This is a genomic window from Limnohabitans sp. 2KL-51, assembly GCF_003063645.1.
Lineage (GTDB): Bacteria > Pseudomonadota > Gammaproteobacteria > Burkholderiales > Burkholderiaceae_C > Limnohabitans_A.
In genome coordinates this window covers 81,987-97,934 of record NZ_NESJ01000004.1, presented here as the reverse complement: position 1 = coordinate 97,934, position 15,948 = coordinate 81,987, and the positions used below count along the sequence as shown (strand labels likewise).

The window sequence follows — 15,948 nt, the reverse complement described above, 5'->3', positions numbered from 1 at the left end:
GCGGGGCTGCAGATCCAAGCCCCAGCGGTTTTGCCGCTGGGGCTTTTTTGTTTTTTTAAGCAGCGATCAGCTGCTGGGCCAGCGCATGCAAACGCGTGCCTGGCCGGGTTAAATCGGTGACGATGCTGAAGTGGTGGAGTCCAGCCAAGTCTTCGCATACGGGGACGGTTTTGGGGCCCCAGGCTTGGTGGATCAAGCGGTTGTGCCGCAAAAACTCGGGGCTTTCGTCGCCCCCGGCCACGGTGTACAGCACGCCTTGACGCGGGCGCTGCCATTTGGCTGGGCTGGTCATGCGCACCTGCGCGGGCGTGAGGCGCAAATCGCCCTGCACAAACGCTGTTTTGCGAATGGGCTCCAAGTCAAACAGGCCCGAGATGGACAGCGCCTTGCGCACCAAGCCAGCGGGCAAATCGCGGCCCACTTTTTTCCAGTTGCAGCCCAGCAGCATGGCCGCCAAATGCCCGCCCGCCGAATGGCCGATGGCGCTGATGTTGTTGCGGTCACCGCCGTGCTCGGCAATGTGCCGCCAAACCCAGGCGGTGGCTTTGGCCATTTGCAAGGCAATGTCGGGGATGGTGACAGGCTGCTCGGGCGTGCCGGGGCACAGCGCGTAATTGACCACCACCACGCAGGCACCCATGTCGTGCAAGGCCGGGGCCACAAAGGAATGGTCTGATTTGTCCAGGCTGCGCCAGTAGCCGCCGTGGATGAAGATCACCACGGGGGCATTCGGCTGGGCGGCCGGGAAAATGTCCAAGGTCTCACCCAGACCGTCGCCATAGGGCAAATCCAGATGGCCTTTCAGTTGCTCGCGTGCTTGCGTCGAGGCGTTTTGCCAATGGGCAAAGTGGTCCGCAAAGTCGGGCACCAAGGCCCGGTTGTTGTACATGCGGTCATGCCAGGCAGCGTCTTTGGTGGACATTTTGTCTCCAGTTGGGGGTTGTTCTTAGTCCACCATCTTGGCACAAGAAGCGTCAGATTTTCATCTCCAGGCGCAACTGGACATTGCGCCAGCTCGGTGCGGTGTTGCGAGAAGTTTCGCTCACGCCGTTGCCACTGTAGGTGGACGAGGTCAGGTAATCGCGGGAGGTGAAATTGCTCACCGTCAAGCGCAAGGCGGTGGCGGGGGAAAAGCGCCATTGACCATACACGTCGAGCACGCGTTTGGTGCCCTGGTAAGCCCACTGCTGCTCGCTGCGGCGGGTGTCGTAGTCGGGGTTCCAATTCAGGTTGCCACCCACGGTCAATGGCACGCTGCGCACGCGGTAGTCGGCTCCCAAGTTGGCCGTCATGCCGGGCTGCTGGTCCAGTCGGTTGTCGGGGCCGGGCACTTGCTTGACCCGGGAGCTGAACAGGCTCAGGTTGCTGCGGATGTCCACCGGCAAGGCGCCGGCACGCAACTGGTCCAGACGGAACTTGGCCTCAAGCTCAATGCCCTGCGTGTTGGCATCGCCAATGTTGATGGGGGATGACACCCAGCGGTCTTGGCCAGGTGCCCAAGAGGGGCTGCTTTGCTGGGCCACGGTGTAGCGGATCAGGTCGGTGATTTGCCGATGAAACACGTTGGCACTGAGCACGCCGCCGCCAGACAGGTAACGCTCAAAGGCCACATCAATGCCGGTGGCCATTTCGGGCCTCAAGTCGGGGTTGCCCACACGGTCGGGGCGGGTCGGGCTGTTCGCCTCGCGCGAAGGCACGGGCCTAGCCACCAGGTTGTAGAGCGTGGGGGTTTTGTAGCTGCGTGTCAGGCTCATGCGCACCTGGTCGCGCTTGGTCGGATCCGGCTTCCACAGCGCGTGCAGCAGGGGCGTCCAGACCGAGCTGGTATTGGACTTGAGCCCTTGCTCGCTAGTGCCTTCTGTCAAGATGGATTCGTAGCGCAAGCCAGTGTAAGCCGACCAGTTGGCGTTGATCTTGAATTCGTCTTGCGCATAAGCGGCCCAGCGCATTGTGCGGGCCCGGATATCGCCACCGTCCTCGTCCACGGCAGCATTGGCCTGTTCCACGCGGCGCACGCCTTCCAACTCCAAGCCGCTCACGATTTGATGGCCGTTGGCCATGGCACGGGTCCATTTGCCGTTCAGGCTGCCCGTGCGGTCGACAAAGTTTTGCGTTTCAAAGCCGTTGAACAGCAGCACATCGGCCGCGCCCGTCTGGTCCAGGCGAAAGTCGTACTTCGACTGACCCAGGCCAAAGCGCACCTCCAGCCGGTCATCGGCCGACAGGCGCTGGGCCCAATGGCCGTTCAAGCGGGCCATCGCAAAAATGCTTTGGTTCAGTGTCTGGGCGCTGTCAGACCGCAAGCCGCCCTCTGTTTCACGGATCTGCACTTGGCCGTGGCTGGTGTAATCCGAATACACCACAAAAGGCGTGAGCGTGAGGGTGCGGCCTTGCTCGCCTCGCCATTGCAAACGGGCATTGGCGTGCAGGCCTTTGCGGTGCCCAACAGATTCGTTGAAGCGGATGCGGTCAGCGCCCGGATCGGAAGTGATGACTGATGTGCTTTCGTCTGGCCGGAACTGGTCCATCAAGGACAGGGTCACGGTGCCGCTCAGGGGCTGCGTCTTGAGGTTGTGGACCCAGTTGAGCATGGTCGAGCCTTCACCGTGCTCTTGGCTGCGGGTGATTTTGAGATCGTCGGGATTGGCTTTTTGGCCCTCGCGCAGGACGATGTTGATGGTGCCCGCGATGGCCCGCGCCCCAGTTTCGGCCGTGGGGGCTCGCATGATTTCAATCTTTTCGACCTGCTCGGGGGTGAGTGAGTCGATGGAGAAGCCCGGCGGCACGCGTTCGCCGTCCAGCAAGATTTGGGTGTAACCGCCGCCCAAACCGCGCATGCGGATGGCACCGCCACGACCGGGCGCACCCTGCACCGTGACGCCGGGCAAGCGCTTGAGCACTTCGCCCAAGGTGGCGTCGCCTTGCTTTTCGATCTCTTCGCGGCCAATGACTATTTTTGAGGCGGAAGACTCGCGGCGCACCTCGGTGTCGTTGTTGCGGTTGCTGCGGATTTCCACCTGACCCAAATCGGTCGCAGCCGCCGCAGGCGCGGTGGCCGAAGGTGCACTGGGCGTCGCGCTGGCAGGGCTTTGAGCCCAAGCCCAAGCGGGCAGCAAATACAAGGCAACCCCAGCCAACAGCAGGCTTTGGGTCAGGGGATGGAGGGTGGGGGTGAGATGGGATGAACGCATCCGGGTATTTTGACAGCGCCCGGCCGCTGGCGTGTGAAGCTGGCGTAAAAGCCGGGGGCAGCCTGAGGATCAGTCAGGCAGGCCCAGCTCCGGCAAACATCACTCTTCGGATTTGAACAAAGCCGCCACCTTGCGCTTGGGCTTGATGTTGGCCGAAATCGACGAGCGCGGCGCTTTGGGCACCGCATCCCAGCTTGGCGAAACGTCGGCAGGCGGTGCCTCGTAAGGCTTGCTGAAGAACGGGTCGCGGTTGATGGGTGCGGGGCGAAAGCCCCCGCGGCGCTCGCGTGGCGATTCAAGGGCGTCACGCGGGTCAGAATCGTCCCGGCGGCGGCTTTCAGAAGCGCGGGCGCGGGGTCGATCTTCGGAGCGTGCGCCCCACTTTTCGGGCGCGGGGCCTGCCGGTGCGGTATCCAGCTGCAGGGTTTCAACCTCCAGCTTTTTCTTGATCAGCTTTTCAATGTCGCCCACCAAGCGGGCATCAGAGGGGCTGACCAAGGTCACGGCCAAGCCCGAAGCCCCGGCACGTCCAGTGCGGCCTATGCGGTGCACATAGTCTTCGGCGTTGTAGGGCACATCGAAGTTGAACACCGCGGGCACATCCTTGATGTCCAGACCGCGCGCGGCCACATCGGTGCAGACCAGCAAATCGACCTCGCCTTGCTTGAAGGCTTCAAGGGCCTTCAGGCGCTCGTCCTGGCTTTTGTCGCCGTGCAGCGCAGTGGTTTTGAGGCCTTCACGCTCCAGCGAGCGGGCCAAACGTGCGCAGCCGAGCTTGCTGTTCACAAAAATGAAGGCTTGCTTGATGCCCCGGTCGTCCAGAACCTTGCGGATCACACGGCGCTTGTCGTCGTCTTGGGCGGCATAAAAACGCTGCTCCACCGTCGAAGCCGTCTCGTTGGGACGGGCCACTTCGATGGTGACAGGGTTTTGCAGGTAGCTGCCCGCCAGGCGCTTGATTTCGGGTGAAAAAGTGGCTGAGAACAGCAAGGTGGTGCGTTGCTTGGGCAGGTAACTCAGAATGCGTTGCAGATCGGGCAAAAAGCCGATGTCCAGCATGCGATCGGCTTCGTCCAGCACCACGTATTCCACTTGGTTCAGCACAGCGTTTTTAGCTTCAATGTGGTCCAGCAAACGGCCTGGCGTAGCGACCAGCACCTCAACGCCTTTTTTCAGTTCAAGCGTCTGGGGTTTCATGTCTATGCCACCAAATACCACCGTGCTGCGCAGCTGGGTGTATTTGGCGTACATCTTGATCTGCTGGGCGACCTGATCGGCCAGTTCTCGCGTGGGCAACAACACCAAGGCGCGCACGGGGTGACGAGCCGGTGAGGTCGAGGGGTTTTCATGCTTGAGCAGGCGTTGCAGCAAAGGCAGCGAAAACGCTGCCGTTTTGCCGGTGCCAGTTTGGGCTGCGCCCATCACGTCCTGGCCCGTCAACACCACCGGAATGGCTTGGGCCTGGATAGGGGTCATGGATTCGTAGCCCATTTCGGCTACGGCTCGTGCCAGCGTTGGCGCCAGCGATAAATTGGAAAAAGAGTCGGTCATTAACCCGCTATTGTCGCATTTTGAACAGCCATTGCCAAAAATGGCAACCGAGACCGGTCTCCAGAGCCCAAACGTGGGAGCAAAATACCCACCGGGCTGGGGCCATCAGGCCAGGCGACGGCTCAGCGATGGGAAAGCCGTCTTTTTGTGGGGCACTTTGGCCGGTGCGGCATGCACGGCAACATTGGCGACGCTGAGCATGTCCGAGACCAAAGCATCTGCGCGATCGTGCGCACCATGACGATTGACCTCAAAGGCCAAACGGGTGGTTTGGGACATCTGGGCTACAAAGTTTTGCGGGTAATCCCGCACCTGAAAACCCCGCAGGGTCATCACTTTCATGAAGGCATTGGCTGCCTCCTCTACGGCATGTTGGTATTCCTGGCTGGCTTCTGGAGACATGGAGACCTCGGTCATGGATGGGTTTGTGAACCCTTACATAACGCGGCCAAAGGCCATAAGGCATACACAACCGGTATCAAATTGTGCATTGACTGCCCGAAAGATGTCTCAAAACACCCTTTGCCGCCTGCTGACCACTGGCCAGGCAGGCCGTCAGCAGGTAGCCGCCGGTGGGCGCTTCCCAGTCGAGCATCTCACCCGCGCAAAACACGCCAGGGCGGGCCGTCAGCATCAATTCAGGCCCCATGGCCTGCAAAGCCACCCCTCCGGCGGTGCTGATCGCCTCGGCCACGGGCCGGGCACGCTTCAAGGGCACAGGCAAGGCTTTGATGTGGACGGCCAAGGCTTCGGGCCGGGCCAGAGTCTCGGGGGTACACAGCTCGAACAGCAAGCCCATCTTTGCGCCATCCAGGCCCAGTCGGCTTTTCAGATGGCTGCTGAGGCTGCGACTGCCGCGCGGCCAGGCCACGTCCTTGAGCACCTGCTCAGATGTTTTGTCGGGCAATAAGTCCAGCAGCAAACAGGCCTGCCCGCGCTCGGCCAAGTCGTCGCGCAATAAGGCCGATGCGGCGTACACCAGACTGCCTTCCAGCCCGGTGTCGGTGATCACAAACTCACCCTTGCGCTCAAAACGAGGGGGCTGCGCCGCTGCGTCTGGCGCTGGCACGTTGAGCACCACCGATTTGAGCGGATGCCCGGCAAACTTGTCCTTAAAGTGCGCTGTCCAGCCCTGGCCCTCCCGCCCCAACACATCAAAACCGCAATTGGCGGGCTTCAGGGTGGCAACCTCGACGCCCTGGTCCTGCAAATGGGCCAACCAAGTGCCGTCCGAGCCCAGTTGTGGCCAACTGGCCCCGCCCAGCGCCAGCACAGTGGCACCTGCACTGACCTGCAGCGGCGAGGCATCGTCCCGACGCCTAAACACCAGCCGATCGCTTTGCCAGCCCAGCCAACGGTGGCGCATGTGAAACTGCACCGGCAAACCGCTGGCGGGGTGGCGCAAACGCTGCAGCCAAGCACGCAGCAAAGGCGCAGCTTTCATTTCGGCCGGGAAAACACGGCCTGAAGTGCCTACAAAAGTACCTATGCCCAAGCTCTGCGCCCAGTTGCGCACGCCCTGGGCGTCCAGCTGGGAGAGCCATTGGCTGACCTCAGGCTCTCGCGCGCCAAAACGTGTGTTGAACAACGCTGGGGGCTCCGCATGGGTGAGGTTCAAGCCGCCCTTTCCAGCCAGTAAAAACTTTCGCCCCACCGAGGGCATGGCGTCAAACAGGTGCACGGACACACCCGCTTGCGACAAGACCTCGGCCGCCATCAAGCCCGCTGGGCCACCGCCCACAACGGCCACCTCCACCGAGAGATCAAGCGTGTCAGGGAAATCGGTCATCGGTTCTGGAAGGCTCATGTATTTGTGGTCTGGCAAGGGAACTGTGGCATGCGGGTGAGCATAGTTTCTGTCAAAATAGACTTCACTTTAGCCGCATATCAATGTTTTTAAGGAATAGGCCATGGCCAGCGATTTGATCAAACACACCACAGACGCCACTTTTGAAACCGACGTGCTCCAGTCGAGCCAGCCCGTGGTCGTCGACTTTTGGGCCGAATGGTGCGGTCCCTGCAAAATGATTGCCCCCATTCTCGACGAAGTAGCCAGCACCTATGAGGGCAAGCTGCAAATTGCCAAGATGAATGTCGACGACAACCGCGACATCCCTGCCAAGTTCGGCATTCGCGGCATCCCCACACTCATGATTTTCAAGGACGGCCAACTTGCCGCCACCAAAGTGGGCGCCATGAGCAAGTCTCAACTGACCGCCTTCATCGACCAGCAACTGGCTTGATGAACCCTGGCAGTCCGACATCGCCGGCATCGCCACCGACAACCGGGCTTAATTGGCCCGGTTTAAGTTTTCAGACTCTCCCAAAAACCTGTCATAATTTCTAGCAGGCATCCCGGACACGGGACAGCGCCAAGACTGCCGGAAGCACCAGCCCCAACCCCGGGCTTCATCCGGCACACAACACATCCACCCGGTTATCCGAACAACGGTCCCCAGCCGACCGATTCGCCACAGGCCCCATCCCATGCATTTGAACGAACTCAAGGCACTTCATGTGTCCGAACTCCTGAAGCAAGCCGACACGCTCGAAATCGAGAACACGGGCCGCATGCGCAAACAGGAGCTGATGTTTGCCATCATCAAAAAACGTGCCAAAGGGGGCGAACAGGTCTTTGCCGACGGCGTGCTCGAGATATTGCCCGACGGTTTTGGCTTTCTGCGCAGCCCCGATTCGAGCTACACGGCCAGCACCGACGACATCTACATCAGCCCCAGCCAGGTGCGCCGCTTTAACCTTCACACGGGCGACATGATCGAAGGCGAAGTGCGCATTCCCAAAGACGGCGAGCGCTACTTTGCCCTGACCAAGCTTGACAAGGTCAATGACGACCTGCCCGAGAACAACAAACACAAGGTCATGTTCGAAAACTTGACGCCTTTGTTCCCCAAAGAGCAAATGCGCCTGGAGCGTGACATCAAGGGCGAAGAAAACATCACCAGCCGCGTGATCGACATCATTGCCCCGCTCGGCCGCGGCCAGCGCGCCCTGATCGTGGCTCAGCCCAAATCGGGCAAAACGGTCATGATGCAGCAGATCGCACATGCCATTACCGCCAATTACCCCGATGTGCACCTGATGGTCTTGCTGGTCGATGAGCGCCCTGAAGAAGTGACCGAAATGCAACGCAATGTGCGTGGCGAAGTGATCTCCTCCACCTTCGACGAACCCGCTTCGCGCCACGTGCACGTGGCCGAGATGGTGATCGAGCGCGCCAAGCGTTTGGTGGAGCTGAAAAAAGACGTGGTGATTCTGCTCGACTCGATCACCCGGCTGGCCCGCGCTTACAACAACGTGGTGCCATCGTCGGGCAAAGTGCTGTCAGGGGGTGTTGACGCCAACGCCCTGCAACGCCCCAAGCGCTTTTTTGGCGCCGCCCGCAATGTTGAAGAGGGCGGCAGCCTGACCATCATCGCCACGGCCCTGGTCGACACTGGTAGCCGCATGGACGAGGTGATCTTTGAAGAATTCAAGGGCACCGGCAACTGCGAAATCCATTTGGAGCGCCGACTTTACGAAAAGCGGGTGTTCCCAGCCATCAACTTGAACCGCAGCGGCACCCGCCGCGAAGAGTTGCTGCTGCAGCCCGAAGTGCTGCAAAAAACCCGCATACTGCGTCAATTCATGTACAACATGGACGAAATCGAGGCGATGGAGATGGTCTTGAAGAGCATGAAAGCCACCAAGAACAACTCCGAGTTCTTCGACATGATGCGACGCGGTGGCTGATACCCTATAATCTACGGTTTTGCGGAAAGTGCTCACAGATAGGCTGAAGAGTGGCTACCGTAGCGCAAATAAAAGGATTTCCCCATGAAAGACGGCATTCACCCCAACTACCGTGAAGTTTGCTTCCAAGACATGTCCAATGGTTTCAAGTTCGTGACCCGTTCATGCGCAAACACCAAAGAGATGATCAAAATGGAAGACGGCCGCGATCTGCCTTGGTACAAGCTGGACACGACCAGTGAGTCGCACCCCTTCTACACCGGCACGCAAAAGTCTGTCGACAACATGGGCGGCCGTGTGGAGAAATTCCGCAACCGTTTCGGCAAGACCACCACGATAGCCAAGTAATTCGCGAATCGGTGAACCCCAAAGGGCAGCCCGGGCAACCGGCCTGCCCTTTTTGCATGGGCCCGCGCCTGAGCACTCGACTTTTCTAAAATACGTAATCAAGCATCTCAGCCTTTGCCCCACACCTGATTTTCCTTGCCACCGTGAACCTGCCCACCCCCGCCATCGTTGCCCAAAGTGCTGTGCGCAGACTGCCGCGCCCAGCACTGCTTTTGCTGTGTGTGGTTTATGTTCTGGCTGGATTTTGGGACCGTGCGCCCTGGAAGTCGCAAGACCTGGAAGCCTTGGGCTACATGATGCAACTGGCCCAGCCTGCACTGGGGGAAACAGCCAATTGGTTCAGGCCCAGCTTGCTGGGCCAGCACGACCCGCAACTGGCTTTACTGCCCTTTTGGCTAGGGGCTGGCTTCGTTCAATGGGCACCGGCAGGGTGGGAAGTCACGTTCTCCCGACTGCCCTTTATCGCAATGCTGGGCCTGACATTGGCCGCCACTTGGTACGCCGTGTATGCCCTGGCACGTCACCCCGCAGCTCAGCCAGTGGCTTTTGCCTTTGGTGGCGAGGCCAAACCAGGCGACTATGCCCGCGCACTGGCGGACGGCGGACTGCTGGCTTTGCTTGCCTGTCTGGGCTTGGCTCGGCTGGCGCATGAAGCCACCCCAGCGCTCAGCCAACTGTGCTTTGCATCACTGATTTTTGTGGGCCTGTCCACCTTGCCGCGCTGGCGTTTACACAGTGGACTGGCCGTGGTTGTGGGCATGGTGGGCCTGACGTTGTCAGGGGCGCCCAGTGTGGCCCTGTGGCTGGGTGTGGGTGGCTCGCTGATTCGTGCCGTGGCGCCCATCGACCCCGCACAAGGCCGCCTGCGCATGCTCGACTTGGGGCTGCTGGCTTTGCTGTGTTTGCTGTGCATCGCCACTGCAGACACACTCGATGTGTGGCGCTGGCGCGTGGTGCCTCACACCCTGCTGGATGTGCACATCCTGGCCAAGCTCATGCTGTGGTTCACATGGCCTGCCTGGCCTTTGGCGCTGTGGTCCTTGTGGCGCTGGCGGGGCCAGCTTTCGCAAGTTTGGCGCTTCCCGCACTTGGCTTTGCCGTTGTGGTTCGTGACCGTCACGGTGGGAGCCACCTGGTTCACCGGATTTTCTGACCGGGCCCTGCTCTTGGCTCTGCCCGGTATAGCCGCGCTGGCCGCTTTTGCACTGCCCACTTTGCGGCGCAGCCTCGGGGCTTTGATCGACTGGTTCACCCTGCTTTTTTTCAGCATTTGCGCACTCACCATCTGGGTGGTCTGGTTCGCCATGCAAACAGGCTTTCCGGCCCAACCTGCGGCCAACGTCGCCAAACTGGCCCCCGGCTTTTTACCGGCGTTTTCGGCCCCGACATTTGTCCTGGCCTTGTTGGCTACCTTGGCCTGGGCCGGCTTGGTCAAGTGGCGCATTGGCCACCACCGCGCTGCCATCTGGAAAAGCATGGTCTTGCCTGCCTCTGGTGCCGTGCTGTGCTGGTTGCTGCTCATGAGCCTGTGGCTGCCCTTGCTCAACTTTGCCCGCAGCTACGGCCCTACGATGCAAAAAGTGCAAGTCGTCACTGGCACCGCCCGTTGCTTCCAATACGCAGGCATCAGCCAAGCGCAAGGCGCAGCGTTATTGTTTCACGCACAAGTGCGCCTGCAAGCGGCCACCCAACCCAGCGCGGATTGCCCCTGGCTGGTCATGGATGAAAAGAACCTGCCCTTGCTGGACGATCGCCTCCAAGCCCTGGGCTGGACCCTCGAGGCCACAGCTGCCCGATTGGGTGAGCGCAGCGACCGTCTGCTGATCTTCCGCCCCTCACAGCCACACCCAAACGACACGCCCACCCAGCCAGACGCGGCCAGCCACTGAGCCATGTCCGAGCTGCGCACCATCTCCCGCCATGCGGGTACCGTGCTGGTCGGGCAGCTGGCCGTCATGGCCTTTAGCGTGACTGACACCGTCATTGCCGGCCGTTACAGCCCGCATGCGTTGGCCGTGCTGTCCGTGGCCTCGTCCATTTACATCAGCATTTATGTGGCGCTCAATGGCATGATGCAGGCGCTGCTGCCGGTCTGGGCCGAGCTGCATGGCGGCAACCGACGCGCCGAGATAGGGCGCTCGGTGCGCCAAGCGCTGTACATCTCGGCGATCGCAGCAGCGCTGGGCATCACCGGTTTGTGGTTCCCCGACACATGGCTGTCCTGGACCCAGGTGCCCACCGAGCTGTGGCCCGATGTGCGGACCTATTTGCGCGTGCTGGCCCTGGCGCTGGTGCCAAACTTACTGTTTCGCATTTACAGCACACTCAACCAAAGCCTGGGCTATCCACGTTTGGTCACTTGGCTTCAGGCAGGGGCCGTGTTCGTGAAAATACCTTTGTCGGTGCTGCTGACCTTTGGCGCTGGCGATGCGCCGGGCCTGGGCATGGTGGGCTGCGCCTGGGCCACGCTCGCGGTAAACAGCCTGATGATGCTCACCGGGCTATGGCTCTTGCGCACGCAAGACATTTACCACCCCTACAAGCTGTGGCATCTGCCTGAAAAACCCCAGTGGCCTGTGCTGCGGCACTTTTTGCGCCTGGGCGTGCCCGCCGGATTGTCCATCATGGTGGAGGTGACGGCATTTACCCTGATGGCCCTGTTCATTGCCCGCCTGGGCTCGGTGGCCTCGGCCAGTCACCAGATCGCGGCCAGTTTGGCCTCGGTGCTGTACATGGTGCCGTTGGCCCTTGGCATTGCCAGCAGCGCCCGCACCGGTTACTGGTTGGGCGCGGGTCAGGCCCACCGGGCCAGGCATGCAGCAGGCCTGGGCATTGGCCTGGCCATCGGCGCGGCCGTGCTGTGCGCTGCGGCCTTGCTTCTGGGCCGCGAAGCCATCGCCCATGCTTTCACCAACGACCCTGTGGTGGCACAAACCGCCATGGTGTGGCTGGTTTGGGTGGCGATATTCCACATGGCCGATGCGGTACAGGCGGTCTGCGCCTTCTTGTTGCGCTGCTACCGCATCACCATAGCGCCGCTGCTGATCTACACCGCCTTTTTGTGGGGCTTGGGCCTGTATGGCGGCTACCTGTGGGCCTACGACGATTCAGCGCTGAATGGCTGGCTGCAATGGACCGGCCGCCCGGCCGTCGACACGTTCTGGATCAGCAGCAGCTTGGCTCTGGCCTTGGTGTCGGCACTGTTTGCGACGCTGGTGTGGCGTGCATCCCGGCATGACACAAGCTCAACCGCACCGGTCTGAAGCGCTGGCCTTTGGCTTCGACCTGGCCTGCATTCATCAAAAATTCACACAAAACAACGACACTTGATTTTTTGATGACGCCTCACACCATGACAACCCCCAACGCCATCGATGAAGCCCAAATGCGCCAGCTGCGCGAAGACCTGCTGGACAGCATGGATGAAGAGCTTGAGCTGGAGCTCGACGACCGCTGGGGCACTGACGCCGCCGCCAACGATGCCCAAACGGGCGAACGCATTCGTTACTTCAGGGAGCTGCTGCGTCTGCAGTCTGAGTTGGTGATGCTGCAAGACTGGGTGGTCAAAACCGGTCACCGCATGGTCATCCTTTTTGAGGGCCGTGACGCAGCCGGCAAAGGCGGCGTGATCAAACGCATCACGCAGCGCCTGAACCCCCGTGTGTGTCGCGTGGCCGCCCTGCCCGCGCCCAACGACCGCGAGAAAACCCAGTGGTACTTTCAGCGCTACATCTCGCACCTTCCAGCCGCGGGCGAAATCGTGCTGTTTGACCGCAGCTGGTACAACCGCGCGGGCGTCGAAAAAGTCATGGGCTTTTGCAACGACGAGGAATACGAAGAGTTCTTTCGCTCAGTGCCTGAGTTCGAAAAAATGCTGGTGCGCAGCGGCATTCAGCTGGTCAAGTACTGGTTCTCCATCACCGACGATGAGCAACATGCCCGCTTTTTGGGCCGCATCCACGACCCGCTCAAGCAGTGGAAACTCAGCCCCATGGACTTGGAAAGCCGCCGCCGCTGGGAAGACTACACCCGCGCCAAAGAAACCATGATCGAGCGCACCCACATTCCCGAAGCCCCTTGGTGGGTGGTGCAAGCGGTGGACAAGAAAAAAGCGCGACTCAACTGCATTGACCACTTGCTCAGCCAAGTCCCCTACCACGAGGTCGAGCACCCGCAAGTGGACCTGCCCGGGCGTGTACGCAACCCCGACTACATCCGCCACCCGGTGCCGGCTGAAATGATTGTTCCGGAAAAATACTGAGCTGCTGAATCAGGCTCAGGCCTGACGATTGCCCAGCGGATCCCAGCCCTCCAACCACTGCACGAACTGTCCAAGCCCCTCTTGCAGGGGGGTGTCAGGCCAGGCATCCAACCAGCTCAAAAGGCGTGACTCGCTGGCACAGGTCAAGGCAACATCTGCAGTTTGCATGGGCGCGTGTTCAATGAGGGGGCTGGTCTGCAAAAGATCGGACAGCACTTGGACAAAATCGATCACGCGAATCGGCCGCTGATGGCCCACATTCACCACGGCCGCACCCTGCCACCGGGCCTCGTGCTGGGCCAAGGCGGTCACTGCCGCGACGGTGTCGTCGACATAGGTGAAGTCGCGCATCAGTTCCCCACCGGCAAACAGCGTCACTGGCTGTTGTCGCCGAATGGCTTGTGCAAACAGATAGGGCGCCATGTCAGGCCGCCCCCAAGGTCCGTAGACCGTGAAAAATCTCATGCCCAAGCTCTTCAGGCCGTATTGGGCATGAAAGGAAAACGCCATGGCTTCATTGGCCTGTTTGGTGGCTGCATAAAAAGACTGGGGCCGGTCGGTCCTGTCGGCCTCCTCAAAGGGTGCCTCCGATCGCATCCCGTAAACACTCGACGAGCTGGCATACAGCAAACGGGCAACTTGGTGCTGGTGACAGGCCAAAAGAACGTTGGCAAATCCAACCAGATTGGACGCCACAAAATCCTGTGGCGCCTGCATGGAGTGCCGAACACCGGCCTGAGCGGCCAAATGGATGACCCGCTCGGGGCGAACACTGCCCATCCAATCCAGCAGCTGGCTGGGATGCGCCACGTCGAGCCGTTGCCACTGAACGCCTGGAGCTTGTCGCACTGTAGCCATGCGGGCCGCACGCAGCCGTGAAGCCGTGCTGTTAGGGTCAGGATCCAAAGGGGTGCACCCAGAGTCGTCAGCCCAATCGCAGGCGTGCACGATGTGGCCCCTTTGGGCCAGATGCAAGGCCAGCCTTGAGCCAATGAAGCCGGCCGCACCCGTGACCATCCATGGAACTGTCATAAAAATATGTTTTGATTGTTTTCACAGGATTTTGAAATGCAAATATGACAGTAGTTCGAGAAAACCCCGACTCACTGGCAGTTTATTCACCGTCGGTGACCCAGACCGCTTGGCTGACTGCACTGATTTGCATCGCTTGTGGTGTTGGGCTGCACCATTCGTCCCTCAACCAAGAGTGGCTCATCCAGGGACACCAAAAGACTTGGCTGCCCGAGCAATTTTGGCTGTTTGTGACCCAGTGGGGTGACGCAGGTCAATGTTTGTTATTGATGTTGATCCTCTTTGCCCGAGACAGTGGCAAGCTGGCCTTGGTCTTGAAAACCTGGCTCTTGGGGATCCCGGTTTCGATGGTGCTTAAGCACACGCTCAACTTCCCGCGCCCCTTGAATTTGATCGACGCCCAGTGGCTGCAAGTGATTGGTCATCCTCCCCTGTTGGGCCACTCCATGCCTTCTGGCCATGCGATGGCCGCGGGCTCTGCCGCAGCGCTGTTGTTTTTATTCATTCGTTTTGATCGGCCTCGGCTTCTGTGGGTGGGGCTCGTCCTGTGCGCCTTGGTGGCGCTCTCGCGGGTGTCGGTCGGAGCGCATTGGCCGGCCGATGTGGTCACGGGTTTCGGTCTGGGCGGGCTTATGGTGATCTTGGCCCACCATTGGGAAAAATTGCAACCCTGGGTGTTAAACCCCGACGCGCTGTGGACGCGCTTTGGGCTCGTCGCGTTACAAGCCCTTGTCCTGTACTTGGTGTGGATTCCGCCCGTGGAAGGCTTCGGTATGGCCTTGGCTCGCGGGGCGATTTCAGCCGGCGTGCTGTTGGGTGTACTCACCTTATGGCCGCGTGCCCGAGCCTGAGGCCACACGTGTTCAAAACTTCACCCCTGCTCCTGAAATTCATGGCCATGCTCTTAGGCTTGGCGCTGGCACTTTGGTTGTTTGTTTGGGCCTGGCAAAAACTTGACCGGCCCGATTTGGCCCAATGGTGGCGCGCAGTGCCCATGTGGGTTTGGGCAGCCGCAACGGCTACCTGGGCATGCACCTTTATTTTGCGCGCCATCAGGCTGCGCCAAGAGTGGCAATGGAAGCGACACATCAGCCTGCGAACCGCTTTGCATGTGGTGTTACTGCACAACTCGGCGGCCTTGCTGATGCCGCTGCGATCGGGCGAATTGGGCTATCCGCTGCTGGTGCGAAAAGTCTTTGACGCCAGCTGGCCAGAGTCGCTGCGCAGTCTGCTGTGGTTGAGGTTCCAAGACGCTGTGGTGCTCGGTTTCCTGGCCCTGTTATTTTGGCCGTTCGCCCCCCCAGTCGCGGCTGCCTTGATCGCTGCACCTGTGCTCATTGCCCTGCTGGCTTCTCGCCAGTATTTGGAAAAGCTCGTGCTCGCCTGCCGCGGCCGCGTGGAGTGGTTTGGACTTTTATGGCACGGCCGAGACCGCCCCACAGGTTGGCTGCTGAGCCTGGGCAACTGGTTGCTGAAGATCGCGGTAGTCGCTCTTTTGTTGCAAGTCATCTTGCAGGAATCGATCAGCTTGGGCATGCAAGCGAGCGTGTCCGCGGCTTTGGGCGGCGAAATCGCGGCCTTGCTGCCGATTCAAGGCCCCGCCAGCTTGGGTACTTACGAAACAGGAGTCTGGCTGTTTTCCGGCCTGCCGCTTGAGCAGGCCCCGTTGTTGGGCATGGCGGCTTTGCTGGTTCACCTGTTTTGCCTGGGCATTTCGTTGTTGCTGGCCTTGCTGATGGCGGCTGTGGACGGGCCCGCCTTCTGGCGAGCACCGAATGAGAAAAACCGAGTCGATCCGATTCAAAACTGACTGTT

General features: G+C 60.4%; 14 protein-coding genes. 8 read left to right on the top strand and 6 right to left on the bottom strand.

What is annotated here, in order from left to right; all coding sequences use genetic code 11:
• Positions 1-55: 55 nt before the first annotated feature.
• The 5 genes from B9Z49_RS05015 to B9Z49_RS04995 form a co-directional block, all read right to left on the bottom strand.
• Positions 56-922 (bottom strand): alpha/beta hydrolase, encoded by an 867-nt coding sequence (locus tag B9Z49_RS05015; protein WP_108352344.1) that lies wholly within the window; start codon positions 920-922, stop codon positions 56-58.
• A 52-nt stretch (positions 923-974) separates the two neighbouring features.
• Positions 975-3,191, bottom strand: coding sequence for a TonB-dependent siderophore receptor (locus B9Z49_RS05010; protein WP_108352343.1), 2,217 nt, complete (start codon positions 3,189-3,191; stop codon positions 975-977).
• A 99-nt stretch (positions 3,192-3,290) separates the two neighbouring features.
• Positions 3,291-4,742 carry a DEAD/DEAH box helicase gene (locus B9Z49_RS05005; protein WP_108352342.1) on the bottom strand — a complete coding sequence of 484 codons (1,452 nt, stop codon included), beginning with the start codon at positions 4,740-4,742 and terminating at the stop codon, positions 3,291-3,293.
• Between the two features lie 105 nt (positions 4,743-4,847).
• Positions 4,848-5,159: a hypothetical protein gene (locus B9Z49_RS05000; protein WP_233254510.1), complete on the bottom strand. Its 312-nt coding sequence runs from the start codon at positions 5,157-5,159 to the stop codon at positions 4,848-4,850.
• A gap of 61 nt (positions 5,160-5,220) precedes the next feature.
• Positions 5,221-6,549 (bottom strand): TIGR03862 family flavoprotein, encoded by a 1,329-nt coding sequence (locus B9Z49_RS04995; RefSeq protein WP_108352529.1) that lies wholly within the window; start codon positions 6,547-6,549, stop codon positions 5,221-5,223.
• Between the two features lie 103 nt (positions 6,550-6,652).
• Here B9Z49_RS04995 and trxA point away from each other — a divergent pair, with 103 nt between their 5' ends.
• The 6 genes from trxA to ppk2 all read left to right on the top strand — a co-directional run bounded on the left by trxA (position 6,653) and on the right by ppk2 (position 13,101).
• Entirely contained in the window at positions 6,653-6,985 is a 333-nt protein-coding gene (trxA, locus tag B9Z49_RS04990) for a thioredoxin TrxA (RefSeq protein ID WP_108352341.1), read from the top strand.
• Positions 6,986-7,229: 244 nt separating this feature from the next.
• Positions 7,230-8,492: a transcription termination factor Rho gene (rho, locus tag B9Z49_RS04985; RefSeq protein WP_108352340.1), complete on the top strand. Its 1,263-nt coding sequence runs from the start codon at positions 7,230-7,232 to the stop codon at positions 8,490-8,492.
• A gap of 84 nt (positions 8,493-8,576) precedes the next feature.
• Positions 8,577-8,840 carry a type B 50S ribosomal protein L31 gene (locus tag B9Z49_RS04980; RefSeq protein WP_108352339.1) on the top strand — a complete coding sequence of 88 codons (264 nt, stop codon included), beginning with the start codon at positions 8,577-8,579 and terminating at the stop codon, positions 8,838-8,840.
• Positions 8,841-8,983: 143 nt separating this feature from the next.
• Positions 8,984-10,729 carry a hypothetical protein gene (locus B9Z49_RS04975; protein ID WP_108352338.1) on the top strand — a complete coding sequence of 582 codons (1,746 nt, stop codon included), beginning with the start codon at positions 8,984-8,986 and terminating at the stop codon, positions 10,727-10,729.
• Positions 10,730-10,732: 3 nt separating this feature from the next.
• Positions 10,733-12,103 carry an MATE family efflux transporter gene (locus B9Z49_RS04970; RefSeq protein WP_108352337.1) on the top strand — a complete coding sequence of 457 codons (1,371 nt, stop codon included), beginning with the start codon at positions 10,733-10,735 and terminating at the stop codon, positions 12,101-12,103.
• Between the two features lie 89 nt (positions 12,104-12,192).
• On the top strand, positions 12,193-13,101 hold the full coding sequence (gene ppk2 / locus B9Z49_RS04965) for a polyphosphate kinase 2 (protein ID WP_108352528.1): 909 nt from the start codon (positions 12,193-12,195) through the stop codon (positions 13,099-13,101).
• A 15-nt stretch (positions 13,102-13,116) separates the two neighbouring features.
• Here ppk2 and B9Z49_RS04960 read toward each other — a convergent pair whose 3' ends face one another.
• Positions 13,117-14,133 carry an NAD-dependent epimerase/dehydratase family protein gene (locus B9Z49_RS04960; protein ID WP_108352336.1) on the bottom strand — a complete coding sequence of 339 codons (1,017 nt, stop codon included), beginning with the start codon at positions 14,131-14,133 and terminating at the stop codon, positions 13,117-13,119.
• A gap of 44 nt (positions 14,134-14,177) precedes the next feature.
• On the opposite strand from B9Z49_RS04960, the gene B9Z49_RS22015 reads away from it, so the two are divergent.
• Positions 14,178-14,984, top strand: a complete 807-nt coding sequence (locus B9Z49_RS22015; RefSeq protein ID WP_199224989.1) for a phosphatase PAP2 family protein — start codon at positions 14,178-14,180, stop codon at positions 14,982-14,984.
• 8 nt (positions 14,985-14,992) lie between these two features.
• Positions 14,993-15,943, top strand: a complete 951-nt coding sequence (locus tag B9Z49_RS04950; protein WP_158273424.1) for a lysylphosphatidylglycerol synthase domain-containing protein — start codon at positions 14,993-14,995, stop codon at positions 15,941-15,943.
• Positions 15,944-15,948: the final 5 nt, after the last annotated feature.

Excerpts from the sequence above, each read along its gene's own strand:
- trxA (WP_108352341.1), top strand. The coding sequence starts at position 6,653 with ATGGCCAGCGATTTGATCAAACACACCACAGACGCCACTTTTGAAACC.
- ppk2 (WP_108352528.1), top strand. The coding sequence starts at position 12,193 with ATGACAACCCCCAACGCCATCGATGAAGCCCAAATGCGCCAGCTGCGC.
- rho (WP_108352340.1), top strand. The coding sequence starts at position 7,230 with ATGCATTTGAACGAACTCAAGGCACTTCATGTGTCCGAACTCCTGAAG.
- B9Z49_RS04970 (WP_108352337.1), top strand. The coding sequence starts at position 10,733 with ATGTCCGAGCTGCGCACCATCTCCCGCCATGCGGGTACCGTGCTGGTC.
- B9Z49_RS04995 (WP_108352529.1), bottom strand. The coding sequence starts at position 6,549 with ATGAGCCTTCCAGAACCGATGACCGATTTCCCTGACACGCTTGATCTC.
- B9Z49_RS05010 (WP_108352343.1), bottom strand. The coding sequence starts at position 3,191 with ATGCGTTCATCCCATCTCACCCCCACCCTCCATCCCCTGACCCAAAGC.
- B9Z49_RS22015 (WP_199224989.1), top strand. The coding sequence starts at position 14,178 with ATGACAGTAGTTCGAGAAAACCCCGACTCACTGGCAGTTTATTCACCG.
- B9Z49_RS05015 (WP_108352344.1), bottom strand. The coding sequence starts at position 922 with ATGTCCACCAAAGACGCTGCCTGGCATGACCGCATGTACAACAACCGG.
- B9Z49_RS04980 (WP_108352339.1), top strand. The coding sequence starts at position 8,577 with ATGAAAGACGGCATTCACCCCAACTACCGTGAAGTTTGCTTCCAAGAC.
- B9Z49_RS05005 (WP_108352342.1), bottom strand. The coding sequence starts at position 4,742 with ATGACCGACTCTTTTTCCAATTTATCGCTGGCGCCAACGCTGGCACGA.
- B9Z49_RS04960 (WP_108352336.1), bottom strand. The coding sequence starts at position 14,133 with ATGACAGTTCCATGGATGGTCACGGGTGCGGCCGGCTTCATTGGCTCA.
- B9Z49_RS05000 (WP_233254510.1), bottom strand. The coding sequence starts at position 5,159 with ATGACCGAGGTCTCCATGTCTCCAGAAGCCAGCCAGGAATACCAACAT.